A 23,728-nucleotide genomic window follows, 5' to 3' on the forward strand; every position below is an offset into this window, starting at 1 on the left:
TTGGACGCTACCTGGGCACGTAACTGCTTCATAATGCATTATATAAAAAATTAAATTTTGAATTGGCGGATACTGACTTGACCAGTGCTCAACATAAACTTTGCCCTTAATAACACAACAAGAAAAAACAAAAACACTTATACAGCAAAGACTTGAAGCCAAAAGAATAGGAAAAATCTGTGACCGGCAGTAACAAACCGACCCCGCAATTAGTACCAGATCAAGACTCTCTAAAGCCAAGAGATCTAAGTGATTTTTGCCAAAAATGGAATGACCTGAAAATACACGCAAGCGACGAACAACTGGAAGCAGCAAAGCTTTCGCCAGAAAGCCGCGAGGTTATTTCCTGGCTCACGATCCTTGCAGATAAAGTTTGTCATACCGAAGATTTTTAGATAGCTCACCGCGATAGTTATAAAGTCACAGGATTACCCGCGCTTAACTTTGCGTTCGCGCCAGAAGGAATAGAGGCCAGTGATAATCAACAGGCTACAGCCTGTTACGGTCGCTGTGTCCGGAGTTTCTCCAAAAATATAATATCCAACCAGAAGCGCCCAAATCATGACGGTATAGCGAAAAGGCGTCACAAAAGCGACTTCGCCTACCCGCATTGCTCGGATCAAGGTAATGTGGACCAGCATGATAAAAACTGCGGCCCCCAATAAAAGCCCGACGGTGTCGCCTTTGACCTCTTTCCATTCCATCGTTGGCAATAGCAGGGCACAGACCAGTGTGACCACAACCATGGTGACAAAGGCCACAAAAAGCGACGGTAAATTCGATGATATCTTTCGGGTCGCAAGATCGCGCAGGGCAACGGATAACATGGAAGCTAGCGCCCAAAGAGAATAGACACTAAAACCGTCTGTTCCCGGCTGGACAATGATCAGAACACCAACAAAACCCAACGCAATACCACCGTAACGCCGCCACCCAACTGTTTCGCCCAGAAAGACAGCGGCCCCCAATGTCACAACCAGCGGCAAGGCTTGAAGGATTGCTGTCACATTGGCAACTGGCATATTAAATAACGCCATGAAATAACAAAGGGATGCACCAACTTCGCCGATCACCCGAATTGTCAAAACCCTGGCATCTGCCCCGGTTAAGGTAACAAATAGTTCTTTGCGATAAAAAGCAGCACCGCCCAGGACAACAGCCGCACAACATCCCCGAAGAAAAATCGCCTGAAAAAGGGTCAACTCAAAAGAGACCAGCTTCATCAATGTAACATTGCCAATAAAAGCAGCCATCCCGAGTGACATTAATAAGGCCCCACGCAGGTTACCACTTGCGCCCTGTTCACTTTCGTCACCGTCAGTGATATCTACAAAGAGATTTTCCTCAGGTGTCGGGCCATTGCCCTGTTCTCTCATAATACGGGTCCACTCAATAGATTGCCCTCAACTCACTAGCGATTGATCAGTTCTTCTGCTTTCTCCAGATCTTTTGTTTTCTCAGGCCAAATTCCTTGATCATCTTTGCCCTCAGGAAAATCCCCCTGCGTCTCGGTTTCAGCGCGCAGAGTTGCTGCTTTTTGAGCATCCGCTCTCTTCTTTAGCTTGTTTTCACGGTAGAAAGTGTAGCCACCTGTGATAACCAGAATAATACTACCGACAATCGTCCAGAAATCCGGTAGCTCACCAAAAACAAAAACACCAAGCAAAATCGCCCAGAGCAAGATGGTGTAGCGGAAAGGCGACACAAAAGAAGTTTCCCCCATACGCATTGCGGCAATAACGCTGAGATAGCCGATCATCAGAAAGCAACCTGCGCCAGTTAAATAGCCCAAGGATACGGCTTGAACAGGCTGCCACCCCGTCGCCGGTAACAATATCGCAGCGGTCAGTGTTAGCGAAATTGATGTCAATAACGCAACATAGATAGACGGAACGTCGTTGGAAATTTTCTTGGTTACAAGATCACGCAAGACAATGAAAACCACAGCAGCCAAGGCCCAGAAGGAATAGGCATTAAATCCGTCAGCCCCCGGACGCACGATAATCATCACGCCGATGAAACCAACCGCGATAGCAGAATATCGGCGCCAGCCAACGGTTTCCCCCAAAAAGAGAGCCGCACCAAGCGTAACCGCGAGAGGTAGGGCCTGTAAAATCGCCGTCGAATTGGCAATAGGCATATGAAAAAGTGCCGTCAGGTAACAAAGCGTGGCCCCAACTTCACCAATAACCCGTAGCGCTAATATCTTGCGATCTGCCACTGGAAGCGGGCGGAATAGTGCCCCTGCTCTCCAAGCAATCAGCCCCAGGAAAAAAGTGGTAAAAAGACCGCGTAGGAAAATTGTCTGGAAAAGAGAAAGATCAGTAGAGGCCAGCTTCATCAAGGCATCGTTAAAAACAAATGTTGCCTGACTCAACACCATAAAGGCAGCGCCCTTGAAGTTTTCAGCCGCTGTAACCTCAGTATTTCCCGAGTTTGCCGAAGCCCCGACACTCCCAGAAGGATTACTATTCTGTGGGTTCATTGACCTATTCCATTTTCCATAAGCATTCCATCATAGAGCAAGCTTTCACGTTCAATTGCAAGAAAGATTGTAGAAAATATGCATTTTGGCGAAAGCAGGATATTATAGTGCGAAAAAGGCTTGTCAGGTGTCGTTCAGAGACACGTTTTCCTGATATCTTCAGCTTGAGACTTCTTAAGACTAAACAAATCAAATCTGGGCACGACTTGATAATATTCGCGAAACAATCAGGGAGTTTCTTGAAAAACATGCGCCCGGCTTTCATATAATACAAGCAATACTCATCAGGACACTTCCAAACATGACAGAATACCTCTGTGCAACCTGTGGCACGCAATATCCGGAACAAAAGCCAGATCCTGCCAGCCCCCCGTCACACTGCCCTATATGCGAGGACGAGCGCCAGTATGTGCCAGATACAGGTCAAAAATGGATTACATCATCGGACTTGAAAGCCCAACATCATATAAGACGTGAAAGACATAGTGAAAAATTGCACAGCTTGATCATTGATCCACGTGCTGCAATTGGACAACGTGCTTTTTTGATTGAAACATCCTATGGAAATGTTCTCTGGGATTGCCTTGCCATTCTTGATCAAGCAACGCTTGACTGGATAAAAAGCAGAGGCAAGCTCGCTGCTATCGCTATTTCTCATCCTCATTACTACACTGCGATGGGTGACTGGAGTGATGCTTTTGATCAGATCCCTATCTACCTTCACCAAGATGATGCTCAGTGGGTGCAAAAGCCACATCCAGCCATTCACCATTGGACAGAAAATACTCTTTCAATCAATCCAGATATTACCCTTATCAAATGCGGCGGTCACTTTGAAGGCGGCACGGTTCTCCATTGGCGAAAAACCAAAGGTTACCTGTTCACCGGGGATATCATGCAGGTCGTCGCTGATCAGAAATACGTCAGCTTTATGTATAGCTACCCAAATTATATTCCCCTGTCCCATCGTAAGGTCGAAAACATTGGACTCTCTGTTGAATCATATGATTTTGATGTCGTACACGGGGCTTTTGAAGGCAGATCAATAAATCAAGACGGAAAGCAAGCCATTAGACGTTCTGTAAACCGCTATCTGAAAGCTCTAGAGGCTTAAAAAGCTTCTTCCCAGTAAGGATGATTGCCACCAAGCTTATCAACCAAAAAATCAACAAAAACCCTAACCTTAGCGGGAAGATGGCGGCGTTCGGGAAAAACAGCATATATTGTCTGGCTCGGTAGTTTATGATCAGGCAATAAAGGTTTCAGACGTCCTGCTGCTATTTCCTCATTCGCAATAAAGGTAGGAAGTCGCCCGATACCAACCCCGGCAACAAGAGCTTCACGGAGAGCCTCTGAATTATTTACCTGATAGCTGCCTTTTGTCTCAAGGCTAACCCTTTCGCCACCATCTTGTATAAACTGCCAAGTATGGATTGTGCTGGCATAGGCATACTGCAAACAATTATGATCCCGTAGATCTTCTAGCTTTTGCGGGATACCGTGCTTCTCAAAATAGCACGGTGCTGCACACAAAAGATTATGGCAGGGCGCAAGTTTTCTGGCAATTAACGCGCTATCTTCCAGAGTTCGTACCCGGATCGCCAAATCAAAACCACCTTCCACCATATCAACAACCCGATCATCCATGACCATATCAATCCCAACCCCGGGGTAGGTTTCGAGAAACTCTGGAATAAGAGGGGCAACATGCAAACGACCAAAAGACATTGGTGTATTTATACGTAATCTTCCCTGTGGTGCCCCCTGTAGTTGTGCAACGGCATCCTCGGCATCTTGCGCCGCAGCCAATGACTGAATTGCGTGGGTTAAATACTGCTCTCCCGCCTCACTTAGGCTTAATTTGCGCGTCGAACGATGTAAAAGCTGCACTCCTAAATGAGTTTCCAGTTGAGAGATCCGCTTGCTGATCGCCGATTTAGTTACGCCGACCCGGCGCGCAGCTGCCGCAAAGCTGCCCTCTTCGACGACAGCCACGAATATCGGAATCGCATTCATGCTTTCCATAAGTCTCTCCTGCGAGCAGCAAAATTTGTCAACTTTTTCTCACCAATAGGTTTCCATATATACCTATTAAATCACAAACGGAAACAACTTATCTTTAATTCAGACACATCGACTGTTCTCTTTTACTGCGACCAATCACAGTAAAAAGAAGATGCACTTTGAAAGTTTCAGGAATTGAAAGGAGAATTCCATGGTACGTTTTGAACACGCCAATTTAGTTGTTACCGATTTAGCGGCAACTTTGAGTTTTATTCAAACCGCTTTTCCCGAATGGATTGTTCGCGGGCAAGGGGAAATGAAATGGAAAGGAAAACCACGCCGCTGGTTACACGTGGGGGACGATACTAGCTACATCACTTTGAATGATAATGGCGAAGGCGAAAACCGTGAACTTTCTGGACACACCCCCGGCCTCGCACACCTTGGTTTTGAAGTCGATGATGTGGATGGCATCATAAGTCGCCTTCAAGCCAAAGGGTTTGAAATCGACATTCAGGGAGCTGCCCATCCTTTTCGCAAAACGGTTTATTTCCTGGATCCCGAAGGTTTTCAGTTCGAATTCATCCAGTACTACAGCGATGATCCTGCCGAACGAAATCTCTACGACACGCCATAGTGGCCATAGTTAAATCAATCCATATCCCCACATAAAACGATAACAAGAGATAACAATGACAAACCTTGCATTTAAAACACCTGTGTCAGATATTGAAAATCCTCTGGAAAATGCTGAAACCTTGATAACAGCCCTATACAAAGCAGTGGATGGGAAAAGTATATCCAGGCTTGGCTCTTTCCTTGCTGATGACCTTCGTTTTCAATTGGGAAACTTTGATGCTGTCACCGGTAAAGAGGCCGTATTGGAAGCCAATGAGAATTTCTTTCAGATTATTGACACCATGACCCACAGAATTGACGGCATCTGGGCCCAAGACAATGACATCATTTGCAAAGGCGAAGTCCATTATAAACGACTGGATCAAAGCGAACTCTCTCTACCGTTTGCAACAGTTTTACAAATGAAATCCGATCTAATTCAAGACTATCAGGTTTATGTGGACGTTACGCCACTCTAATCAATGACAGTATAGTTCTACTCAAACGATAATCGCTTTTTCTGGTATCAATCGTTATAGAGAGTCAGTACGTTGACTGACTCTCTAATTCTCTCAATTTCATCACTGAGATCTTTTACAATAAAAATTTCAGACTTTTAGCGATCAAAAGCTTCATAGTGATGCACCCAACAATCAACGATGAACTTCTCCATACCTGCTGGAATATGTGCCTCGTTCCATCTTTCCCCTGCAAATTCCTTCAAAGCAACTTCATTGATCCAGGTTGAAATCATTACATATTCATCCGGAGCCCAAATGGTCGGCTTACCGATCGTTACAGATATATATCCCTCGGCCCCTTGCACTGCGTCTATGGATTTCACACGATAAAGTTCCTCAAATTCCTCGCACAATTCGGGGTTAATTTGCACCCTGAATATACGTGTGATCATTTTGTTATCCTTAATTTATTGCTCTTAAGGCGTAGCCAGAAAATTTACTTTAATTACAAGAGCCAAAGCAATCAAACACAGCTTATTCCCGGCGGCGATCCGATTGGTTTTCTTCTGCTTCACCTATAGTTTTTTCAGCTCTTATCTGATACCATCCACATAGTACCTTTAAGCGGGGGCTAAAAAGGGGGCTGAAATGAACCGTAAAAGATCGTTGGCATTTGCTGCCAAGCTGGTAGTTGTTACAGGCCTTCTCATCAGCCTATTCAAAACAACAGCTTGGGCAGAAGAACAGCCCTTTGTTCTCTGTGCTGAAAACCAGAGCTATCCCCCCTATTTTATGGGAGAGCAAGACACCTTCCCCAAAGAAAAGCCCGGTATACTCGTTGAAATTATTGCCGCCTCTCTCAAGGAAACAGGCTTTTCTGCCCAGTTTATACGACGCCCCTGGAAACGCTGTCTCAAGCTTTTGGAACAGAACAAGGTTGATGGTATTTTTGCCTCTATCCACCTAAAGGAACGCGAGTTTATTGGTCGCTACCCTTATTTACCTGTCAGAGTCAGCATCAGTAATAAGCCGGACCCTGATCGGCGTCTTCGCCGCGTGACCTATAGTCTTTTCAAAAAGAAGGGCAGCAGTTTTGACTGGGATGGTAAAAATTTCAGCAATATGAAACATTCCATTGGTGCACCCGCCGGCTATGTTGTTGTCAAAAAGCTCAAAGATGATCACAGCATGATGGCAAACACCCGTCACTTGCCTGCAAAAGGTTTGCAACATGTCGCCGCCGGACGTCTGGATGCCTATATTGTGGAAAGTACGATCGGTAAGGGCCTAATCAAAAAGCACGGTTTAGAGAATAAGCTGATACAAATCAAACAGCCCTTTGCCAGTTACGACTGGTACATGATGATCAGTCATAAGTTCTATAACACTGATCCTCAACTCGCTGATAAAATCTGGACAACTCTCGGACAATACAGACAACAGAATATCCAGAGACTTATCAAGCACTACAATAGTTCACCATGATATCTCCGAGTATTTGTAAAGCTTATTTAGCTCTTATTTCTGCCCGATAGTAACGCTGTATCCCGATCAATCAAATTTCGGATAGCACGCGTGTTATCATCAAAGTCAGTCTGTTTTTTACCATAGGACAGGTTAAAGCCATAATCAAAATCATCAGGGTTCTTGCCCTGTGTGTGCTGCAGAACGGTTTCCAGCTTATCCAGCGCTTTTGCCAATTGAGATTCTTTTGAGCTTCCCTGATCATAGTCGTCCCACAAGGACATTATTTTTGTTTTTAAATAAGCGGGTAAAACAGATGTAAGTTCATCAAGGTCTTGTCGCTCCTGTAGGTTTTTATCGAGATCCCCTGATTGATTTATTGCCGGAATATCCCCATTAATAACCTCGCCCAGATCATGAACAATACAGATTTTCAGAAGCTTGAGCATATCCAGTTCCGGATACCCATCTTCCAACAATAATGCCATCAAACAAAGCCGCCACGTATGCTCTGCTGTGCTCTCTTGACGCCCAGAGGCCGTGTACCCACTGCGCAAGGTAGATTTTAACGGCTCGCTGGCACGTAAAAAATCCAATAAGGCGACGATATCTGGTTTATTCATAGGAAAAATCTTCTTTTAAAAGCAGAACCATACAACATTTGCGCATTATCCTCTCTAGCAACCACGATATTTGGGAACTCGCCGTTCAATCCAGGCATTTAGCCCTTCATGAACATCCTCCGTCACTGCCATACGCGCAAATTGTTCGCTTTCTATCTGTAAACCTTCTGTAATAGTAGAGTTGATACCACGAGTAACAGCCGTAATGATTCGAGAAACCGCAAGCGGTGAATGTCGAATAATACGATCAGCCATACTATATGCTGATCTTAATAAGTCGTTATTAGACACAATTTCATTAACCAATCCAATCTGATAAGCATGTTCTGCGTTAAACCTATCACCAGTAAGAAGAAGTTCAAGTGCACGCTTGCGCCCCGCTAATCTTGGCAACCGTTGTGTTCCACCAAAAGTCGGAGGAATACCTATGTTTATTTCTGGTTTGGCAAAAACACTTTGATCACTGGCAATTGCAATATGCGCGGCCTCCGTAATTTCGCACCCTCCGCCAAATGCAATACCATTTACAGCGGCGATGATTGGTTTTCTAAATGCTTCAATACGCCCAGTCATTGCCTGTCCTCGCCTGACAAAATCTTTAACGGCAGTTTCAGCTCCCTGCTTGATCGACTTGGAAAATTCGTGAATGTCTCCACCCGCCGAAAAAGCTTTATTTCCTGCCCCCGTAATGATTACAACCCGGACCTGATCATTATCTTCAATATCATCCAACAATTCAATTAAACGATCAATCATCGCATAATTCAAAGCATTGAGTTTCTCTGGTCGATTGAGAGTCAAAAGGGCTACGTTATCTTTCAATTCACATAAAACACTATTAATCATGGCGACTAACCTTTCATTTCATTGCTATTGACATAAGGTTAGTGATCTCACAATATTATGTACACTCACTGGTTAGTATACATAATTATGAAACAAGATATTCCATCAACAAAAGACCGCATCTTAAATGCAGCAAACTCTTTATTTTATGGCGAAGGCATCAGAGCTGTAAGCGTTGATGCGATAGCTGAGAAAGCAGGCATTACAAAAAGAACCCTTTATTATCATTTCAAAAGTAAAGATGAACTCGTGGCCGGGTATTTAGAATCTCGTGACCAGCCAAATCTAAAAATATTTGCTGAATGGTTTGAGAAAGCTGATGGCGATTTGTCCGATAAAATTGCAGCAATTTTTATAAATCTCGCTAAAAATTCTCAACATCCCAAATGGAAAGGGTGTGGTTTTTTGCGGACAGCAGCCGAACTTGCCAACATGCCAGGCCACCCTGCAATTAAAGTTGGTGCGACCCATAAGAAGAAATTCGAAGCATGGCTTGCAGAACAATTCTCAAAAAATAATATTACCTGTCCGAACGAATTGGCTCGTCATATCATCCTGCTAATGGATGGTGCTTTTTCCACGATGCTTATTCACCGAGACCACAGTTACATTGAAGCAGCTGGAAATGCAGCAAAGAGCATGGTTATTGCGGCACTAAACAAAGCATAACATCACAAAGTAAAACCCGAGCTTTGTCGATTAACTTCATTATTCAGGGCGCTTGAAATGATCCCGCGCCTCCTTCACCTTATCACGCATAAAACACTCTTCCACATGATCGTTGATCAAGCCCATTGCCTGCATCAAAGCGTACATTGTGGTCGGGCCAACAAATTTCCACCCCAGCTTCTTCAAATCTTTCGACAGCGCGATTGATGCCGAAGATGTCGATTGAGTTTGCGGTGCCGATAGCTCTTCTTCCCGGGGTTCGTATCGCCAGATAAAAGCCGCCAACGATCCTTCGCGCTTAACCAGTTCCTGTGCACGCTTTGCATTGTTAATCACGGCTTCAATTTTGCCGCGATGGCGAATGATCCCAGCGTCCTGCAATAGACGATCCCGATCTTCATCTGTAAAAAGCGCCACCTTGTTGAAATCAAAATGGTGAAACGCTGCGCGGAAATTTTCTCGCTTTGCCAATATGGTGCGCCAGCTCAAACCAGACTGGAACCCCTCCAGACAGAGCTTTTCAAACAATCGATAATCATCGCCAACCGGAAAGCCCCACTCCCTATCGTGATAATCGATAAATTCAGGGGCGGAATCACTCCATCGGCAACGGTGCTGACCATCTGGCCCTACAGTCGTTTCACTCATTTTCCATTTCCCTAATTTAAAAGAAAGCTCAACCTGTCATCAGCTTTGGCCGGATCAATTTCCAGTATTTCAGCACTGACGATATTTTCTGCGACAAAAGGATCTTCCTCTACCCGTTGTTCCAAGTCTTCCAAAGAGCTGTTATGGGCAAGAACCACCCCACCAACCCCGGGCTTCAAACTGCCAACCATCAGAAAGACATCCTCATCAAATCCTTGTTTGATCCAGGCCTTGTGCGCGTCCATGAACTGGCCAGCATTTTCTTTGTTTACTGAAAATTTGAGTAGTACGATAAACATCAGATCACCTTTGTTCTAACAGCGTATGTTTCAAAAAACTTGTATGTTTCAAAAAATTTTTTCAGGCTTTTCATCATTCTCCGGCTTATACCTGCACTTGATCACAAGCATTATTCTTTAGGCACATAAGCATTCAGCCACTCACACATCTGAGTAACTTCATCATCGATAAACTTTGCGTCTTGAAAGGCACTAGCCAAAGTCGCAACCCCCTGTGATCTGGCCAGTAAATGCATTGCCAGATTATCCGCATCAGCTGGGTGCCCCAGCTGAGTGAACTGCTCTTTTAACCAATTCCGGAACAGAGTGAACAAGGCATTTGCTTCTTCCCGGGAAGCATGTTTTATCTTTGCCAGTTCGGTTGTCAGTGTACCGACAGGGCACCCGTAGTTCAGAATTTTATCCCGATTAGTGACAAGAATACGGATAAAGCACTTGATACGATCTTCTGGTCGAGAACCTTTCAATTCCCATTGAGTCAGCATTTTACGGGTTTTATCCATGCGTGCGCTGATGACAGCCTCGAGAATGTCATCCTTTGATTTGAAGTGATAATAAAAATTACCACGTGAAATCTGTACTGCATCAGATATGTCTGAAAAAGACGTATGCTCAAACCCCTGCTGATAAAACAGTAGATCCGCAGCTTCGACAATATGATCTCGCGTTTTTTGCTTCTTCATTTTTAGTCACAAAGCTCCTTTATTACGAGACACCTTCCAAACACCTTTAGGACGCTCATCCTAAAAAAATAGGACAACCGACCTAATCAGTCAAGACTTGTCGAATAAGTAATAACGGAACCGCGCCAACCGCACTCTAAAGCTAAATATTTAACTGCTGGCGGACGCTCCTTAGCTAGTCCTTTCAGCTCCCTTCCAAAGCACACATCATACACATTATCGGGTAAATAAAATATTTTACGTATACGTTATAGTATGCAAAAATACGCCATACTTTCATGTCACCCATCTATTCAAATATGGAAAACAGCGAACTTAGCTTTCCCTCGAACTTTTCACGTAAAGAAAGACATCGTAAGAATGAAAAAAGCTGGCCCAATAAATGATAATAAAACATCGAGAGATATCGATGATGCTATGGCCGAACTGGAGAAAGCATATAATCAGATTTTTGATAATTTAAAACAAAACCCCCAAAACAAACCTGTCTATGAAAAGAGCATTACAGCTGTTTTAGAAGCAAAAAAAATTATCGAAAAAATGAAAGAACATTACGGCTTGGATAAATATTATCCTATAAAACAAGGTGATGAGTAAATATTTGCATACCATTCAAAACTAAATTTACTGTCCTCGAGAATAATTAATATCAGAGAAAAATCGTAATAGATATCCATCGGGGTCTTGCACAAGAAACTCACGATTACCTACTTTACGATTACCAGCACGATACCATTGGTCTTCTAACTGACGGAACAAAGGCCAGTGCGCCTTTTCCAACCGATGATGAACTGCTAGAACATCACTGACTTCAATCATAAAATTAACGCCTCGCCCGTAAAGTTATGTTGCTCTGGCCGTCCACCAATCCCCTTCATCAGTACTGGTTTCCTGTGTTTCATCCAGCATAATTTCAACGCCATCCATTTCCAGATAGGCGAAGCGATCTTCCGGGCGATCATAAAGAATTTTAAAGCCAATAATATTGAGATAAAAATCCAGACTTACTGTCAAATCAGAACAGAGTAACTCGGGAACCAGTTTTGGACGTGACATAATTATTCTTCTTTTTATTATTTAGCATAAAACTATAAAGCACTATAAAGTCTTAAAATCATTATAAAAATTTCAACAAAGAAAAGAAATCGGGAAAAAAGAAAATTAATCTGTCACACATTGGTTTCTTTTACTGTCTAAATAGATAGAGCAACAAAAAAGAGACATTGGCGTAATGCAAACAACTTTGGAACACTTGGTAACAGCAGCACAAGCTGGCGATCAAGCTGCCTTGGAGAAGCTGGTACAAAACATACAGGATCAAATCCACCATCTGGCAATGCGGATGCTGGTTAATCCTGATGATGCCCAGGAAGCAACACAGGAAATCCTAATTCTTGTGATTACCAAGCTTTCAACTTTTGAAGGCAAAAGTGCCTTCAGGACATGGGTCTATCGGGTGGCTGCAAATTACCTGATTACGGCTAAGAAGGTCCGTGACAAAGAACTGGGATTGAACTTTGATTTGTTCAAACAAGACCTTGAAACCGGACTTGATCCAAATGTTTCGCCTGCTATCGCGTCCTCCCAAACCACAACTTCTGGCGAAGACAGTATATGGCTTAACGAATTGCGGATTTCCTGCACAATGGCCATGCTGCTTTGTCTTGATCTCAAACACCGTCTTGCCTATGTCCTGGGCGACATTCTGGATTTTCCACAATCTGAAGCCGCTGAGATACTGGAACTCAGCCCCGCAAACTACCGAAAACGCCTTTCCCGTGCTCGCAGTGAAGTCGTCTCCTTTACGTCAAGCAATTGCGGGATCGCCAACACCAAAGCGAAATGCAGTTGTCCAAGGCGCCTGCCCGTAGCCCGAGAACTCGGGCGCATTCCAGAGAAAGGATCTGGCATCTCCCCTGCTTTCGCTTTGAGAGATGCACCAAACTACAACACTGTCGTTGAAGACATACAGGTATTGGAAGAAGAACTCCGAACCATCAAGTTACAACGAGCGACACCAACCTTTGCAAGCCCACAGGATTTGGCCAAGAAGCTCGTGTCTGTTCTGACACCGGACAAACAAAGACCCAATATCACTCATTAACAATTAACACCTCGTCACCCCCATAAATTCAGGAATTTTCCATGTTAAAGAAACTCCATCTTTCGGCAGCCTGCTGGCATGTCTTCTTCATAAAGCCGGTTGTAACAATGGCACTCACCATCAGCTTGCTTTCTTCCCCACTCTATGCGGCCTCACAAACCCAACTTAAAAGATCAACCTCGATGACAATACAAAAACAAACAATTGAAGAACAGAATGTGCTCTCTCTCATTCAGAAAATGACGTCAAACTTTGAACAGGGAAATCTGGAGGCGGTTATGTCCACCTACGAAGAAGGTGCCGCCATCATGTTCGAGCCGGGTACAGCCGTCACCGACAACAAAGTTTCTGAACAGATATTTGCCGAATTCAAATCACTGAACCCCAAATTCTCATACAGTGGGCACGAAGTCATTGTTACCGGCACCATCGCGCTTCATATCGCCCCTTGGTCCATGAAAGGACAAACACCAGACGGACAAGAGATTACCGAAACAGGGTTATCTGTCGCGGTCCTGCGCCAGCAAAAGGATGGTAGCTGGAAAATGGTTATCGATAACCCTCACGGGAGCCACTTGCTTAAGTAAGTCTGTGTTTTACCGGATCTCTTTTAAAAGAGGTCCGGTTTTACAAAGATGAACACTACCTGATGATACAAAAAAGTGTTATGCAGGACATTACTGCTCGCTATTTGTATTCTTCTAAAATACGTGGAATCACATCTTTATCATGCAATCGACCAACACCATAGACCAATTGATCCACAATCTCAGGCGCATTGTTCTTCATTTTTTCAGAAACCTGCAACCAGGCCGAAGCATAGCTTAGAAAAAGTGGCTTCCCCAATGCCTCACTTGAAGATGCATTTTTCTTCATATGATGCGCAATAGAGAGTTCCGGCCCAACGACAAGATCTGTCCGCCCAGCAATAAGCTGCTGGATAGCATTGGAAAAACGTCGGACAAAAATTTTCTTCAGGGACGAATCATTATCAAATTTATCAAGGTAATAGGTTCCATGTGTCACTGAAATCAGCCGTTCAGACAGATCACGGTATTCGTTAAGGTTTATACCTTTCATCCCGACAACAATATTTTTTAATGTGTATATACGTACTTTCGGGATTGCAATTTTTTCGCTTTTTGAGCTCCTGAAAAAAATAGCAAAATCAGAGGTTCCATTTTCCAGATCAAAGAACATTCTTTTATAAGGAACGATTTTCATTTGGATGTTATGACCTGTTTCTTTTTCGATCTCAGTCAATATTTCCGGGATAATACCAACAATTTTTCCTGATGCATCCCGCCCACCAAACGGCGGTAAATCAAACACGCTGACTTGTAGAGAAGTCGCAAATGCCATCGTGCTCCAAAGCATCCACAAGGAACTAAAAGCCATCACAAAGAAAGATCTAAATCGAATAATATTAATTTTAAAACTCTCTGATTAGAATCAAAGCTTCTTCAGTAAAGCACCGTTTAAGGCTATTTAATATACTTGTTCGTAATTTCTTCCATCACACCTTCATTCCACATCTTCGCTAACTCCTGATCAATCCTGTCCCGCAGATCTAAAACGTGTGAAGCTTTTTTTGAGTACCCAATATAAGCTGGGGTTCTGTTCAAAGGAGGTTCCACAATTTCGATATTTTCCCTCATACTGCTTTCTCGTAGCATGTAAAGAAAAGTCAGACGATCAGAGGCCATAGACTGCACACGGCTACTGGCAAGCATTTTCACCCCCGCCAAGCTATGAGGCACCTCTGTTTTCACCAATACTCCTTCTTCAAAACCAGCATCAATATTGGTTCCAAGGCTAAACCCTCTTGGTGTACCTATTTCCAATCCCCGAATACTTTCCAGCGAGCCATCAAACGGCGGCGTTTTTCCCTTTGGTACAGCGAGAATAATGTCTTCATAAGACAGGGGTTGTTCAGCATAGTGCATATATGCGGCACGTTCTTCCGTAAAAAAAAGGGTAAACATAAAATCGGCTTGTCCTTCCCGAATTTTATGCAAAGCACGCTTCATGGGGAGATGATTGATTTGCAGTTTAAGCCCCGCACGATCAAAAGCTGTTCGGACGATCTCCGTCACAATGCCCGTTATTTCTTCGTCTTCAATAATCATGTAAGGCGGATACGGTACTGTAAGGCCCTGATAAACTCGCTCTGTTTGAGGCTCAGCATCAGAAAAAGCAACACGCCCGGGAGAGATCAAAATCGCAAGAAACAGCAGACCCAAGAAGCATAAACGTGACAAAATCACTTTATTCCCTTTCCACCTCTTCCGATACAAAAACAGACTGTGATCACACTAACGAGCCTGACCACACTGACAAACGTAGCGTTTGCTTTATTAAAATACTGATAAGAGGTTATGGTTTTGGAAAAGTGATCCAAGAACAATTATCACTTTTCATCGACAACATTAATATCGTCACTTTCCATGCGCACGATGATGCTGCCTCTGATAATAAGAACTGGAATTATGGCGTGAAAAATGATGCCTGTTATGGTGATAGATTTTCTTATGCGTTCTGTGATGTTCTCCATAAGAAGAATGTTGGCGGTACGGCTTGTGATATCCATAACCAATAATCACCTGTCCTGACTTTTTGAAGGCAGCATAAGAACGTGATGATATACCGGAATGTCCGGATTGATAATTTTGGGGGTGGTAATTTCTGGATTGGGAATAATCAGAAAGAGAATAGCTGGAAGAACCCGTGTCCTGAAACGCGTCGACCGTCCCCATAGGCAATACGCTCGCCAAAATACCTACTAGAACAGTAAGGCTAAACTTTTGGATCAGGTTTGACCTAAAAATTTTCTAGAAAATTTAAAACCAAAAATCCCCACGATCATAGCAAGCAAAAACAGATAGATTTCGGTTGCCCCTATTGTCAATGCTGTCAGTGCAGGTCCCGGACACAGGCCGGTGATTCCCCAGCCAATACCAAATAAAGCAGCGCCCATAACCAACTTACCGTCGATTTCTTTTTTTACAGGTAATAGAAAATCAGACGATAAAACCGGGCGGCTTCGGGAAAATATCAGCTTATAGCCAATTCCGGCCGTTATAAGAGCACCGCCCATAACAAATGCCAGGCTTGGATCCCACTCCCCGGCAACATCCAGAAAAGCCAATATTTTTGCCGGGTTCACCATTTCGGACACGATCAATCCCAGACCAAAAATTAGCCCAGCAATTAACGCAACAAAGCTTTGTTTTATATTATCGCTAAACAAAAATCATGCCCCCAATACATGGCGGATCAGGAAGACAGTTAAGGCCGCCGTCGCCATAAAAATCAATGTTGCTGTGATAGAACGAATGGACAAGCGAGATATACCGCACACACCATGCCCGCTTGTACAGCCACTGCCTAGCTGTGTTCCAACACCAACCAGCACACCACCAAGAGCAAGAAGCGGCAGTGATGTATCAAAGTTAATTTCGGTGATTTGGCCGATAAAAATACGATATAAAAAGGGCGAAAGCACAAGCCCCACAAGGAAGATTACCCGCCAGCCAGTATCATTCGATTTGAAAGGAAAAATACCACCCACGATACCGCTAATTCCGGCAATCCGCCCGTTGAACAGCATCAACCCGATCGCAGCTAAACCAATTAATATACCGCCCCCTAAAGCAGGAATCAGTGAAGAAATATCCATTGGCTTCTCCCAGTATCCTTAACACATACGATTAAAATGAACATACAATCAATACTCCATTTTGAATAAGCAAGCAGCTTACTAAAATGACGCACCCACAGCCGGCTTTTCCCACAAAAACAGAGTATAAACACAATTGGCTTTGTGATGACCAGTCATGAACGACAAGTAACCACAAAGCCAATTCGGTTTCCCAATCAGTGTTGATTAGTCCCCCATAACCGTCCCTTCACGGCGAGTATCTGCGCCACCGACAAGCTCACCATCAAAGATCTGGATCGCATGAAGGCCGGAATTCAGGTCACGCACATTAACCTCGTGGCCCTTAGCTTCAAGTGCAGGGATCATGGCGACAGCATCTGTGCCCTCTTCAACATCTGTCGCGCCATTGCGATTAACGATATGTGGTTGGCTGATCGCAACCTGTGGGTCCATGCCAAAGTCGAGAATGCCAATGATGGATTGTGCCACATAGTTGATAATCCGTGATCCGCCGGGCGATCCGATTGCAAGAACAGGCTTTCCATCTTTCAGAACAATGGTCGGCGCCATGGATGATCTTGGGCGTTTGCCGCCTTCAACACGGTTTGCAATGGGCTTACCATCTTTTTCCGGTGCACGAGAGAAATCAGTCAACTCGTTATTTAACAGGAAACCGTTACTCATAACCCGAGACCCAAAACCGGTTTCAATGGTTGTGGTCATGGAAATCACATTACCGTCAGCATCAACAATCGAAAAGTGGCTGGTTCCTGGACGTTCCAATTGCGTATCCGGTGCGTAGAGACTTGCTTCCTTCCACGGTGGAGACCCAGCGTTTGCTTTACCCATGGTTTTTGCTGAATCAATCAATGCAGCACGTTCTTTCAGGTAGTTTTGGTCCAATAAACCTTCTGGCATTTTCACAAAATCGCTATCTGCCATGTAAAGTCCACGGTCGGCATAGGCCAGCTTGGCCGCTTCAATATATAGGTGAGTACTCTCTGCACCCGGCCCCATGGCTGGAAGATCATAGTTGGAAAGAACAGACAGAATTTGCCCGACCGTTAGCGCACCGGATGACGGTGGCCCCATGCCGCAGACTTCATACCCACGATAAGATGCACAGGCAGGCTTTCGCTCAACAACGTTATAGGCCTTCATATCTTCCAGCGTTAAAATACCGCCATTTTCCTCGGTCTTCACTGCCTCTACAATATCTTTGGCAATTTGACCTTCGTAGAAAACTTTGGAGCCTTCTTTCTGGATCATCGCAAGCGCAGCAGCAAATTCAGGGTTACGTAGCAGTGTTCCTTGCCTTAACGGTTCGCCGTTCTTGTCAAAAAAGTAAGCCCGTGTATGAGGCATGACTTCGAGCTTGCGCTTGCCTACAGCTTTGGCAATGGAACTCGCCATGCGGTGAGAAACCTGAAAACCGCCTTGTGCCAATGCACGGGTCGGTTCAATCAGCGTAGCCCAATCCTGATTTCCATAGCGCTGGTGCACGGTTTCAATCAGTTTAAGAGTTCCCGGCACCCCGACGGACCTGCCACCAACGACTGCATCGAACCAACCAACAGGTTGCCCGTCAACTCCCAACCAATAGTCTGGTGTCGCTGCCATCGGCGCTTTTTCACGCCCATCAAAAGTGGTCAGACTTTTGTCTTTGGCATCCCAATAAACCATAAAGGCACCGCCCCCAATGCCAGAGCTTTGTGGTTCTACAAGGTTGAGCATCAACTGCACAGCAACAGCTGCATCCGCCGCAGTCCCGCCACGTTCCAGTACTTCATAGCCCGCCTGGGTCGCGATTGGATTGGCAGAAGCCACCATAAATTTTTTGGATTTCACGGCCTGTTTTTCAACAACGGCGTGAGTTACCTCGGGTTGCACAGCTTCCTGAGCCATTGCCGTGCTGCCTAAAATGACAGAAGTATAGAGTGGTAAGGAGGCCGCAAAGGCCAAAAGCGGCTTTTTCGAAATTATGGACATAAAACTGTTCCCTATTTTAATGTTTCCCTGATTTTTGTCTTACTTTGGGTCTTTATTTTTGGTCTGTATCTTTCTGGCCAGATATTTGAACAGGTATCTGATCGTTTATTGATATGGGCTGAAGAGAAGCTTATTGATAGATTTTATTTATGAACTCGACAGTACGCATCAAGGCGCAAGTATAAAACAGCTCACTAAATACATGGAATATCTCTTATAAGCACTACACTCACGCTGAGGTTAACGGCTAAAGAGTTATAAGATCACCATCAACCTTATAAAATAAAATTATGAACTGATAGGTTGTTATAATAGCATAACCCGTTATGAATTTATTTGGCAACGAGACAAACAGAATTGACACATATTCACCCTGCTAACCTTCAAAATATGATCGCCAAAACAGAAAAAACCTATGGTAAAGCATAAAGACAGCAAACTCGCCCATCTGAAATCACTAGAGGCTTTTGCTGTTGTGATGGAAAGCGGCAGCATAACAAAAGCAGCGAAAGAGCTCGGCGTTACGCAACCATCTGTGAGCCAACACATCCAGCGGCTCGAAAGTATCTTTGAAACTGATCTCTTCATTCGCCGGAACGGCAGGGTCTTTCCAACCGAGCGCGCTAAAATTCTTTTTGAAGATGTGGAAGAACTCCTTTCAGGCGTTGATAAAACATTCAGCAAATGGCGACGCGGCCAAACCCGCGAAGTCAGCCAACTGCGTATCTGCGCTTCTTTTTCTAACTGTTCTCTGGTCCTGCCTCATCTACTGACAAAATTGCCCCGACAGAACAGTATGCACTTTCAGGTCACCTCTGCCTCGGTAGAAGAATCAATTACTGCTCTGATCGACAATCGTGCTGACGTTGCTTTTCAGACAAGACCCTTGGATCACAGCAGTATTGAAAACAATCTCTTTATTTCAGCCAGGCAAGTTTGTGTTCTTCCCAAAAATCACCCGTTGGCAAAGAAACAAATTATTTCTGCCACCGACCTTAACGAACAAAAGATGATTTCGGTTTCCAAAGGTGATCCTTGCTATCAAGAACATCAAGATATCCTGCGTCGCTATGGATTGAAAATTCAAAACCTTTTGGAAACCCCTTATTCTACCCTCGCCATGCAAATGGCCGAGGAATTCAACGCGCTCTATATAGGTAACATCCTGATCGCAGAACTTTTTTGCCAGAAAAACCCCGGCCTTGTATGGCGAAAAATCAAAGAGTTTGACCAGAAAACCAACTTCTACTTCGCCGTTTCGCCTTGGCTAAAAAATTCCGACACTGAAGAAGAGCTATCCAATGTCATTCAAAGTGCCTTTGCTGATTTATCTCAGAAGTTAGAGCTTTAAGTTGAATGCAGGAGATATAATAGGCACAACAGGATCACTTCTGCGATTATCATTGGCATCACCAGAAATGGAATCCCGTGCAATAGTATGAGTTCGAGGATTTTCTTTTAAGCTGCTTAATGACAGTAAAAATGATAAGGCACAGATCGCAGTCATTATGACTGTCAGTAAATTTGCAGCTCGGCGTTGGCTTCTTAAATTTTCAGTCATATCTTAGTTCTCTCCTCAACGGCTCATGGGCGTCGTTTGATGAATTTGACGCCGTAGTCATAACCTGTTGATAAATGCATAAATCGATATTCCGCTACGCCAGCAACGCTTGGAAGTTCTCGCGGATCATATCCAAGTTCGCCAACCAGTTGTGCACGGGATAGACCGACTTCTTCCAACCATTTATCGTCATAGGTCAGCAATGCATGTATCTCGCGCTTTCGGGCATTTTTCTGTCGCCGCGCAAGAAACCAGGATCGAATATTCGATATCCACGTATCGGCCAAAGGCGTGAATTCAGGACCTAGTGTGTTTTCAATTTTGTGTGTCATCTCACCAATTCCTTATTTCTGTTACTTCTGAATATAGGCGCGCACTAGACATTCCTGAAATTAATAGTTAAAATGATAGACATTCGAATAATTTATGATTATTCATTTTTCAGGACTGACTTATGAATCCCAATCTGGAAAGCGATCTTCTCCGTACCTTTGTCGCGATAGCAGAAACAAAAAACTTCACCCGCGCATCAGAGGTTGTTGGCAGAACACAATCTGCCGTCAGCATTCAGATGAAAAAGCTGGAAGAGATTGTCGATGGGAAATTATTTGACCGCGGCCCACGTGGTGTAACCCTGACCTCTTCGGGCGAACAACTGGTCAAAGATGCAAAACGCATTCTATCTTTGCTTGATCAAGCCGCTGCATCTCTACAATCAGATCCACTAAACGGTACTGTGCGAATTGGCATCCCAGAAGAATATGGCGGTACTTTTCTGCCCTGCGTTCTATCCCGCTTTGCCAAGACCCATCCCCAAGCAGAAGTAACCGTGCGCTGCGCACAATCTGCGGCCCTCAATACAGGCCTGGAGAAGGGCGAACTCGACCTGGTTGTCCTTCATGAAGAAGCCACCAAAATTGGTGGTGAAATCCTCCTCAATAATCCTGTGGTCTGGATTACATCAGATACGTACCGCCAACATGAATGTCTTCCGATGCCTGTTGCCGTCTATGATAGCGGATGCTGGTGGCGCGACTGGGCGTTGGCCTGTTTGGAACAGCAAAAAAAAGATTATAAGATCACTTATATCAGCAGCAGTACATTTGGTCTGCAAGCCGCGGTATCATCCGGAATTGCTGTGGGTATTTTGGCACAAAGTCAAATTCCTGCGGATTGCCGAGAACTAACACCAGAAGAAGGTTTTCCAAGGCTTCAGGGCACCAATATTGTTCTCCGGCAACGTATACAACACGAATGCAGTACCAAAGCAGGCATGGCACAGGCAATACGCGATGCCTTTCAACCATCTAGAGCACAATCGGCATAGGATTCAGATAGTCCTTTTTTGCTCCGCAACTTTCTTTTTCTCCACACTTTTCGTGGGCATATTAATCGCAGCAACACCAACCACAGCGGCCAAAATGCCAATTCCAACAACAACCGAAATCTCTTCACCCAGAAAAACCACGCCCAACATCACACCAACGCCTGCCCGTAAATATGCCTGACTGGCAACACCTAATGATCCCAGTGATTTGATCAGACGAAAATAGATCAACAGGGCAACACCCGTGCAAAAAATCGATAGAATGATCAAGGAGCCAAGCGCTTCTGAAGATGGCGTTAAGGTCCAAGGCTGATCAACCATCAGACTGACAGGCACAAGGACAAAACTAGCCCACAACATAGTACCCGTTGCGATAACCGGCGAGCTCAGGTGAGTAAAGCGTTTACCGTAAATCGCGGCACAGCCATAGAGAAATGCGCCACCTACAGCACAAAGCTGCCCCAAGACTTCTTGGCCCAAACCGTTAAAGGCATCCACACCTACAATAAAGATCACCCCCAAAAGGCCAAGGATCGCGCCAAAAAGCTTGAGGCCTGTTACCTTCTCATGGCGCGTGAAAAACAGCGTGATAAAGAAAACAAAGATAGGCGATGTAGAATTAAGAACACTGGCCAGCGCACTATCCACATACTGTTGCCCCCAGGCCAATATTGTCCATGCTGCAATAGAACTCAAAACAGATTGGACAAACAACATACCCCAGCTTCTTGCATCTCTGGGCAGCTTTTCTTTTTTCACAACCAACACCAGCGATAAAAAAATCGCAGCTCCACTCACACGCACTGCAACCAGTGTCAGCGGTGGAATCTCGGTTACAGCGACCTTGGCAAAAAGATAGGAAGATCCCCATAGTAACGCGAGTAGAGAGAGGAACCCTAATTCGATAAAAAGGACGGGTTGCTTCTGATGCATGATTAACTATCTACCTGAATTTTTAAAACAATTTCATATAACAACGACTTTACATCATGCATTCAGTAAAATGGTTCGCTTTAAACCGAACTATGATAAATATCTTTAGTCATATGAACTTTGTTGCCTGATCGCCCCGTTTCTTTCCAACCAAGATGCCCATACAGCTTTATATTGTTGGGCATATCCACGTGCGTACTGAGACGTATATCCTTAACTCCCTGATGTTTGCATTCCTTTTCCAGAAATAAGATCAGAGCCTTCCCCAAACCTTGGCCGAAAAAAGCAGGATCTATTGCAATGTTCTTTAAATGAGCAATATCGCCATTTATGGCGAGAATGGCGCCGCCAACAACTTTCTTCTGGACTTCAACAACCCATACAAAGTGCTGATCAATGTCTTCAGAAACACCATCAGATACATCAGGCAAATCTATAATTGTTGTTCGATAGATTGAATACGCAGCATCAATGGACTTTACGAAAGCAGCAACATCTTGCTGATTAGCTCGGCGAATTTCCCATTTTGACATTATTAGACTTTCAAATTCCAGTATCCAATAAGTAGAATTTATTGATAATTAAGTGATTCAAAAACAATTTTCTTCCTCTATCACCATAAGCTTAAAAGACTGAAAGACAAACCAATATGCTGCGGTAGCCACTATAAAAAGCCAATAACGCGTCAAATATCCCCCCGCTTAAATCACGATTATTTCATCCCCTTAAAGCAAAGTTATCGCATTTTTTTCGCCTTTAGGTTATGGTTACCAAATTGTTACCATACAATTTGGTAACCACTGATCTTATGATCCAAAAACAGTACCAAGCACCGTTATGCAGAGGGGGCTTTGTCACGTTGCGTAACAAGGCCCTGAAAAATAAAAACACAACAAGAGGGGAATCAAATGTCCGCTACATTAATAGTAGGACTTGATGGCACAGAGTCCGGTAACCGTGCCCTTGCCTATGCAAAAAAGCTTGCCAATCTGATTGGCGGGTGTGAACTACTCGTCGTCTATGTTATCGAGTGGTCACCCTACACTTTCCAAACAGCAGAAGAAAATTCCCAGCGACACAAACGCCGTGAAGAAGAAACCAAAATGGCGATGGAACGCATTATTGATCCTGCAGTGACTTCGTTAAAGGCAGACGGCCTCAATGCCAGAGGCATCGTTCGTCATGGCGACGTTGCTGAACTGATTGATAAGGTAGCCGTAGAAGAAAAAGCGGAACAAATCATTGTTGCCCGTTCATCGGAAGGTGGCTTTGTAAAGCGCGTCTTTGGCACAGCCACAGCCAATCTGGTCATGCACGCCAGCGTCCCCGTCACAGTTGTCGGATAAGGAGAGC

Annotated in this window: 33 protein-coding genes; 12 read left to right on the forward strand and 21 right to left on the reverse strand. The window is 44.3% G+C overall.

Annotated features, from left to right (window positions below; genetic code table 11):
- The first annotated feature begins 179 nt into the window (after positions 1–179).
- A complete protein-coding gene (locus tag BKB51_RS03075; RefSeq protein ID WP_085899620.1) occupies positions 180–395 on the forward strand; it encodes a hypothetical protein in 216 nt (71 codons plus the stop codon).
- A gap of 33 nt (positions 396–428) precedes the next feature.
- Here the strand turns inward: BKB51_RS03075 and BKB51_RS03080 are convergent, their stop codons facing one another.
- Both BKB51_RS03080 and BKB51_RS03085 read right to left on the reverse strand, forming a co-directional pair.
- Positions 429–1,376: a DMT family transporter gene (locus tag BKB51_RS03080; RefSeq protein WP_085899621.1), complete on the reverse strand. Its 948-nt coding sequence runs from the start codon at positions 1,374–1,376 to the stop codon at positions 429–431.
- A gap of 35 nt (positions 1,377–1,411) precedes the next feature.
- Positions 1,412–2,485 carry a DMT family transporter gene (locus BKB51_RS03085; RefSeq protein ID WP_085899622.1) on the reverse strand — a complete coding sequence of 358 codons (1,074 nt, stop codon included), beginning with the start codon at positions 2,483–2,485 and terminating at the stop codon, positions 1,412–1,414.
- A 301-nt stretch (positions 2,486–2,786) separates the two neighbouring features.
- On the opposite strand from BKB51_RS03085, the gene BKB51_RS03090 reads away from it, so the two are divergent.
- Entirely contained in the window at positions 2,787–3,599 is an 813-nt protein-coding gene (locus tag BKB51_RS03090) for an MBL fold metallo-hydrolase (protein ID WP_085899623.1), read from the forward strand.
- Here the strand turns inward: BKB51_RS03090 and BKB51_RS03095 are convergent.
- Positions 3,596–4,510 carry a LysR family transcriptional regulator gene (locus BKB51_RS03095; protein ID WP_085899624.1) on the reverse strand — a complete coding sequence of 305 codons (915 nt, stop codon included), beginning with the start codon at positions 4,508–4,510 and terminating at the stop codon, positions 3,596–3,598. The genes BKB51_RS03090 and BKB51_RS03095 overlap by 4 nt on opposite strands.
- A gap of 190 nt (positions 4,511–4,700) precedes the next feature.
- Here BKB51_RS03095 and BKB51_RS03100 point away from each other — a divergent pair, with 190 nt between their 5' ends.
- Positions 4,701–5,126 (forward strand): VOC family protein, encoded by a 426-nt coding sequence (locus BKB51_RS03100; RefSeq protein WP_085899625.1) that lies wholly within the window; start codon positions 4,701–4,703, stop codon positions 5,124–5,126.
- Between the two features lie 55 nt (positions 5,127–5,181).
- Complete coding sequence (locus tag BKB51_RS03105) at positions 5,182–5,586, forward strand: nuclear transport factor 2 family protein (RefSeq protein WP_085899626.1); 405 nt, start codon at positions 5,182–5,184, stop codon at positions 5,584–5,586.
- Positions 5,587–5,723: 137 nt separating this feature from the next.
- Here the strand turns inward: BKB51_RS03105 and BKB51_RS03110 are convergent, their stop codons facing one another.
- Complete coding sequence (locus BKB51_RS03110; protein WP_085899627.1) at positions 5,724–6,020, reverse strand: antibiotic biosynthesis monooxygenase family protein; 297 nt, start codon at positions 6,018–6,020, stop codon at positions 5,724–5,726.
- A 196-nt stretch (positions 6,021–6,216) separates the two neighbouring features.
- On the opposite strand from BKB51_RS03110, the gene BKB51_RS03115 reads away from it, so the two are divergent.
- A complete protein-coding gene (locus tag BKB51_RS03115) occupies positions 6,217–7,053 on the forward strand; it encodes a substrate-binding periplasmic protein (RefSeq protein ID WP_085899628.1) in 837 nt (278 codons plus the stop codon).
- Positions 7,054–7,079: 26 nt separating this feature from the next.
- Here the strand turns inward: BKB51_RS03115 and BKB51_RS03120 are convergent, their stop codons facing one another.
- Complete coding sequence (locus tag BKB51_RS03120) at positions 7,080–7,655, reverse strand: HD domain-containing protein (protein ID WP_085899629.1); 576 nt, start codon at positions 7,653–7,655, stop codon at positions 7,080–7,082.
- A 54-nt stretch (positions 7,656–7,709) separates the two neighbouring features.
- Positions 7,710–8,501 carry a crotonase/enoyl-CoA hydratase family protein gene (locus tag BKB51_RS03125; protein WP_085899630.1) on the reverse strand — a complete coding sequence of 264 codons (792 nt, stop codon included), beginning with the start codon at positions 8,499–8,501 and terminating at the stop codon, positions 7,710–7,712.
- A gap of 87 nt (positions 8,502–8,588) precedes the next feature.
- On the opposite strand from BKB51_RS03125, the gene BKB51_RS03130 reads away from it, so the two are divergent.
- Positions 8,589–9,170, forward strand: a complete 582-nt coding sequence (locus BKB51_RS03130; protein WP_085899631.1) for a TetR/AcrR family transcriptional regulator — start codon at positions 8,589–8,591, stop codon at positions 9,168–9,170.
- A 39-nt stretch (positions 9,171–9,209) separates the two neighbouring features.
- On the opposite strand, the gene BKB51_RS03135 is transcribed toward BKB51_RS03130, so the two are convergent.
- The 3 genes from BKB51_RS03135 to BKB51_RS03145 all read right to left on the reverse strand — a co-directional run bounded on the left by BKB51_RS03135 (position 9,210) and on the right by BKB51_RS03145 (position 10,800).
- Positions 9,210–9,818, reverse strand: coding sequence for a DNA-3-methyladenine glycosylase I (locus BKB51_RS03135; protein WP_085899632.1), 609 nt, complete (start codon positions 9,816–9,818; stop codon positions 9,210–9,212).
- Positions 9,819–9,829: 11 nt separating this feature from the next.
- Positions 9,830–10,117 carry a YciI family protein gene (locus BKB51_RS03140; RefSeq protein ID WP_085899633.1) on the reverse strand — a complete coding sequence of 96 codons (288 nt, stop codon included), beginning with the start codon at positions 10,115–10,117 and terminating at the stop codon, positions 9,830–9,832.
- A 110-nt stretch (positions 10,118–10,227) separates the two neighbouring features.
- Positions 10,228–10,800 (reverse strand): TetR/AcrR family transcriptional regulator, encoded by a 573-nt coding sequence (locus BKB51_RS03145; protein ID WP_085899634.1) that lies wholly within the window; start codon positions 10,798–10,800, stop codon positions 10,228–10,230.
- A gap of 360 nt (positions 10,801–11,160) precedes the next feature.
- On the opposite strand from BKB51_RS03145, the gene BKB51_RS03150 reads away from it, so the two are divergent.
- Entirely contained in the window at positions 11,161–11,397 is a 237-nt protein-coding gene (locus BKB51_RS03150; protein WP_085899635.1) for a hypothetical protein, read from the forward strand.
- A 27-nt stretch (positions 11,398–11,424) separates the two neighbouring features.
- On the opposite strand, the gene BKB51_RS20845 is transcribed toward BKB51_RS03150, so the two are convergent.
- Together BKB51_RS20845 and BKB51_RS20850 are read right to left on the reverse strand one after the other, a co-directional pair.
- Complete coding sequence (locus BKB51_RS20845; RefSeq protein ID WP_085905524.1) at positions 11,425–11,619, reverse strand: VOC family protein; 195 nt, start codon at positions 11,617–11,619, stop codon at positions 11,425–11,427.
- Positions 11,620–11,643: 24 nt separating this feature from the next.
- On the reverse strand, positions 11,644–11,856 hold the full coding sequence (locus BKB51_RS20850) for a VOC family protein (protein WP_198946613.1): 213 nt from the start codon (positions 11,854–11,856) through the stop codon (positions 11,644–11,646).
- Positions 11,857–12,031: 175 nt separating this feature from the next.
- On the opposite strand from BKB51_RS20850, the gene BKB51_RS03160 reads away from it, so the two are divergent.
- A complete protein-coding gene (locus BKB51_RS03160) occupies positions 12,032–12,904 on the forward strand; it encodes an RNA polymerase sigma factor (protein WP_085899636.1) in 873 nt (290 codons plus the stop codon).
- A 41-nt stretch (positions 12,905–12,945) separates the two neighbouring features.
- Positions 12,946–13,491: a YybH family protein gene (locus BKB51_RS03165; RefSeq protein ID WP_085899637.1), complete on the forward strand. Its 546-nt coding sequence runs from the start codon at positions 12,946–12,948 to the stop codon at positions 13,489–13,491.
- A gap of 100 nt (positions 13,492–13,591) precedes the next feature.
- Here the strand turns inward: BKB51_RS03165 and BKB51_RS03170 are convergent, their stop codons facing one another.
- The 6 genes from BKB51_RS03170 to ggt form a co-directional block, all read right to left on the reverse strand.
- Entirely contained in the window at positions 13,592–14,266 is a 675-nt protein-coding gene (locus tag BKB51_RS03170) for a substrate-binding periplasmic protein (protein WP_158090127.1), read from the reverse strand.
- A gap of 122 nt (positions 14,267–14,388) precedes the next feature.
- On the reverse strand, positions 14,389–15,171 hold the full coding sequence (locus BKB51_RS03175) for a substrate-binding periplasmic protein (RefSeq protein WP_085899639.1): 783 nt from the start codon (positions 15,169–15,171) through the stop codon (positions 14,389–14,391).
- Positions 15,172–15,314: 143 nt separating this feature from the next.
- Complete coding sequence (locus tag BKB51_RS03180) at positions 15,315–15,494, reverse strand: hypothetical protein (protein ID WP_085899640.1); 180 nt, start codon at positions 15,492–15,494, stop codon at positions 15,315–15,317.
- Between the two features lie 219 nt (positions 15,495–15,713).
- Positions 15,714–16,154 carry a DUF6691 family protein gene (locus BKB51_RS03185; protein ID WP_198946614.1) on the reverse strand — a complete coding sequence of 147 codons (441 nt, stop codon included), beginning with the start codon at positions 16,152–16,154 and terminating at the stop codon, positions 15,714–15,716.
- Positions 16,155–16,157: 3 nt separating this feature from the next.
- A complete protein-coding gene (locus BKB51_RS03190; RefSeq protein WP_085899641.1) occupies positions 16,158–16,583 on the reverse strand; it encodes a YeeE/YedE family protein in 426 nt (141 codons plus the stop codon).
- A 207-nt stretch (positions 16,584–16,790) separates the two neighbouring features.
- Positions 16,791–18,554: a gamma-glutamyltransferase gene (gene ggt / locus BKB51_RS03195; RefSeq protein WP_245813200.1), complete on the reverse strand. Its 1,764-nt coding sequence runs from the start codon at positions 18,552–18,554 to the stop codon at positions 16,791–16,793.
- 415 nt (positions 18,555–18,969) lie between these two features.
- Here ggt and BKB51_RS03200 point away from each other — a divergent pair, with 415 nt between their 5' ends.
- Positions 18,970–19,905, forward strand: coding sequence for a LysR family transcriptional regulator (locus BKB51_RS03200; RefSeq protein WP_085899642.1), 936 nt, complete (start codon positions 18,970–18,972; stop codon positions 19,903–19,905).
- Here BKB51_RS03200 and BKB51_RS03205 read toward each other — a convergent pair.
- Positions 19,894–20,115 carry a hypothetical protein gene (locus BKB51_RS03205; protein ID WP_085899643.1) on the reverse strand — a complete coding sequence of 74 codons (222 nt, stop codon included), beginning with the start codon at positions 20,113–20,115 and terminating at the stop codon, positions 19,894–19,896. The two genes, BKB51_RS03200 and BKB51_RS03205, sit on opposite strands and share 12 nt — an antisense overlap.
- A gap of 23 nt (positions 20,116–20,138) precedes the next feature.
- Positions 20,139–20,447: a hypothetical protein gene (locus tag BKB51_RS03210; protein WP_085899644.1), complete on the reverse strand. Its 309-nt coding sequence runs from the start codon at positions 20,445–20,447 to the stop codon at positions 20,139–20,141.
- Between the two features lie 122 nt (positions 20,448–20,569).
- Between BKB51_RS03210 and BKB51_RS03215 the strand changes: the two genes are divergently transcribed.
- Positions 20,570–21,442, forward strand: coding sequence for a LysR substrate-binding domain-containing protein (locus BKB51_RS03215; protein WP_085899645.1), 873 nt, complete (start codon positions 20,570–20,572; stop codon positions 21,440–21,442).
- Positions 21,443–21,445: 3 nt separating this feature from the next.
- On the opposite strand, the gene BKB51_RS03220 is transcribed toward BKB51_RS03215, so the two are convergent.
- Positions 21,446–22,375, reverse strand: a complete 930-nt coding sequence (locus BKB51_RS03220) for a DMT family transporter (protein ID WP_085899646.1) — start codon at positions 22,373–22,375, stop codon at positions 21,446–21,448.
- An 80-nt stretch (positions 22,376–22,455) separates the two neighbouring features.
- Positions 22,456–22,908 (reverse strand): GNAT family N-acetyltransferase, encoded by a 453-nt coding sequence (locus tag BKB51_RS03225; RefSeq protein ID WP_085899647.1) that lies wholly within the window; start codon positions 22,906–22,908, stop codon positions 22,456–22,458.
- Between the two features lie 375 nt (positions 22,909–23,283).
- Between BKB51_RS03225 and BKB51_RS03230 the strand changes: the two genes are divergently transcribed.
- A complete protein-coding gene (locus BKB51_RS03230; protein ID WP_085899648.1) occupies positions 23,284–23,721 on the forward strand; it encodes a universal stress protein in 438 nt (145 codons plus the stop codon).
- Positions 23,722–23,728 lie beyond the last annotated feature (7 nt).

This window comes from Kiloniella majae, assembly GCF_002118315.1.
Taxonomy (GTDB): domain Bacteria; phylum Pseudomonadota; class Alphaproteobacteria; order Kiloniellales; family Kiloniellaceae; genus Kiloniella; species Kiloniella majae.

Excerpts from the sequence above, each read along its gene's own strand:
- BKB51_RS03140 (WP_085899633.1), bottom strand. The coding sequence starts at position 10,117 with ATGTTTATCGTACTACTCAAATTTTCAGTAAACAAAGAAAATGCTGGC.
- BKB51_RS03150 (WP_085899635.1), top strand. The coding sequence starts at position 11,161 with ATGAAAAAAGCTGGCCCAATAAATGATAATAAAACATCGAGAGATATC.
- BKB51_RS03115 (WP_085899628.1), top strand. The coding sequence starts at position 6,217 with ATGAACCGTAAAAGATCGTTGGCATTTGCTGCCAAGCTGGTAGTTGTT.
- BKB51_RS03190 (WP_085899641.1), bottom strand. The coding sequence starts at position 16,583 with ATGGATATTTCTTCACTGATTCCTGCTTTAGGGGGCGGTATATTAATT.
- BKB51_RS03220 (WP_085899646.1), bottom strand. The coding sequence starts at position 22,375 with ATGCATCAGAAGCAACCCGTCCTTTTTATCGAATTAGGGTTCCTCTCT.
- BKB51_RS03080 (WP_085899621.1), bottom strand. The coding sequence starts at position 1,376 with ATGAGAGAACAGGGCAATGGCCCGACACCTGAGGAAAATCTCTTTGTA.
- BKB51_RS03085 (WP_085899622.1), bottom strand. The coding sequence starts at position 2,485 with ATGAACCCACAGAATAGTAATCCTTCTGGGAGTGTCGGGGCTTCGGCA.
- BKB51_RS03215 (WP_085899645.1), top strand. The coding sequence starts at position 20,570 with ATGAATCCCAATCTGGAAAGCGATCTTCTCCGTACCTTTGTCGCGATA.
- BKB51_RS03100 (WP_085899625.1), top strand. The coding sequence starts at position 4,701 with ATGGTACGTTTTGAACACGCCAATTTAGTTGTTACCGATTTAGCGGCA.
- BKB51_RS03120 (WP_085899629.1), bottom strand. The coding sequence starts at position 7,655 with ATGAATAAACCAGATATCGTCGCCTTATTGGATTTTTTACGTGCCAGC.
- BKB51_RS03170 (WP_158090127.1), bottom strand. The coding sequence starts at position 14,266 with ATGGCATTTGCGACTTCTCTACAAGTCAGCGTGTTTGATTTACCGCCG.
- BKB51_RS20845 (WP_085905524.1), bottom strand. The coding sequence starts at position 11,619 with ATGATTGAAGTCAGTGATGTTCTAGCAGTTCATCATCGGTTGGAAAAG.
- BKB51_RS03205 (WP_085899643.1), bottom strand. The coding sequence starts at position 20,115 with ATGACTGAAAATTTAAGAAGCCAACGCCGAGCTGCAAATTTACTGACA.
- ggt (WP_245813200.1), bottom strand. The coding sequence starts at position 18,554 with ATGTCCATAATTTCGAAAAAGCCGCTTTTGGCCTTTGCGGCCTCCTTA.
- BKB51_RS03105 (WP_085899626.1), top strand. The coding sequence starts at position 5,182 with ATGACAAACCTTGCATTTAAAACACCTGTGTCAGATATTGAAAATCCT.
- BKB51_RS03180 (WP_085899640.1), bottom strand. The coding sequence starts at position 15,494 with ATGGATATCACAAGCCGTACCGCCAACATTCTTCTTATGGAGAACATC.
- BKB51_RS03130 (WP_085899631.1), top strand. The coding sequence starts at position 8,589 with ATGAAACAAGATATTCCATCAACAAAAGACCGCATCTTAAATGCAGCA.
- BKB51_RS03210 (WP_085899644.1), bottom strand. The coding sequence starts at position 20,447 with ATGACACACAAAATTGAAAACACACTAGGTCCTGAATTCACGCCTTTG.
- BKB51_RS03230 (WP_085899648.1), top strand. The coding sequence starts at position 23,284 with ATGTCCGCTACATTAATAGTAGGACTTGATGGCACAGAGTCCGGTAAC.
- BKB51_RS03225 (WP_085899647.1), bottom strand. The coding sequence starts at position 22,908 with ATGTCAAAATGGGAAATTCGCCGAGCTAATCAGCAAGATGTTGCTGCT.
- BKB51_RS03125 (WP_085899630.1), bottom strand. The coding sequence starts at position 8,501 with ATGATTAATAGTGTTTTATGTGAATTGAAAGATAACGTAGCCCTTTTG.
- BKB51_RS03160 (WP_085899636.1), top strand. The coding sequence starts at position 12,032 with ATGCAAACAACTTTGGAACACTTGGTAACAGCAGCACAAGCTGGCGAT.
- BKB51_RS03110 (WP_085899627.1), bottom strand. The coding sequence starts at position 6,020 with ATGATCACACGTATATTCAGGGTGCAAATTAACCCCGAATTGTGCGAG.
- BKB51_RS03095 (WP_085899624.1), bottom strand. The coding sequence starts at position 4,510 with ATGGAAAGCATGAATGCGATTCCGATATTCGTGGCTGTCGTCGAAGAG.
- BKB51_RS20850 (WP_198946613.1), bottom strand. The coding sequence starts at position 11,856 with ATGTCACGTCCAAAACTGGTTCCCGAGTTACTCTGTTCTGATTTGACA.
- BKB51_RS03135 (WP_085899632.1), bottom strand. The coding sequence starts at position 9,818 with ATGAGTGAAACGACTGTAGGGCCAGATGGTCAGCACCGTTGCCGATGG.
- BKB51_RS03200 (WP_085899642.1), top strand. The coding sequence starts at position 18,970 with ATGGTAAAGCATAAAGACAGCAAACTCGCCCATCTGAAATCACTAGAG.
- BKB51_RS03090 (WP_085899623.1), top strand. The coding sequence starts at position 2,787 with ATGACAGAATACCTCTGTGCAACCTGTGGCACGCAATATCCGGAACAA.
- BKB51_RS03165 (WP_085899637.1), top strand. The coding sequence starts at position 12,946 with ATGTTAAAGAAACTCCATCTTTCGGCAGCCTGCTGGCATGTCTTCTTC.
- BKB51_RS03145 (WP_085899634.1), bottom strand. The coding sequence starts at position 10,800 with ATGAAGAAGCAAAAAACGCGAGATCATATTGTCGAAGCTGCGGATCTA.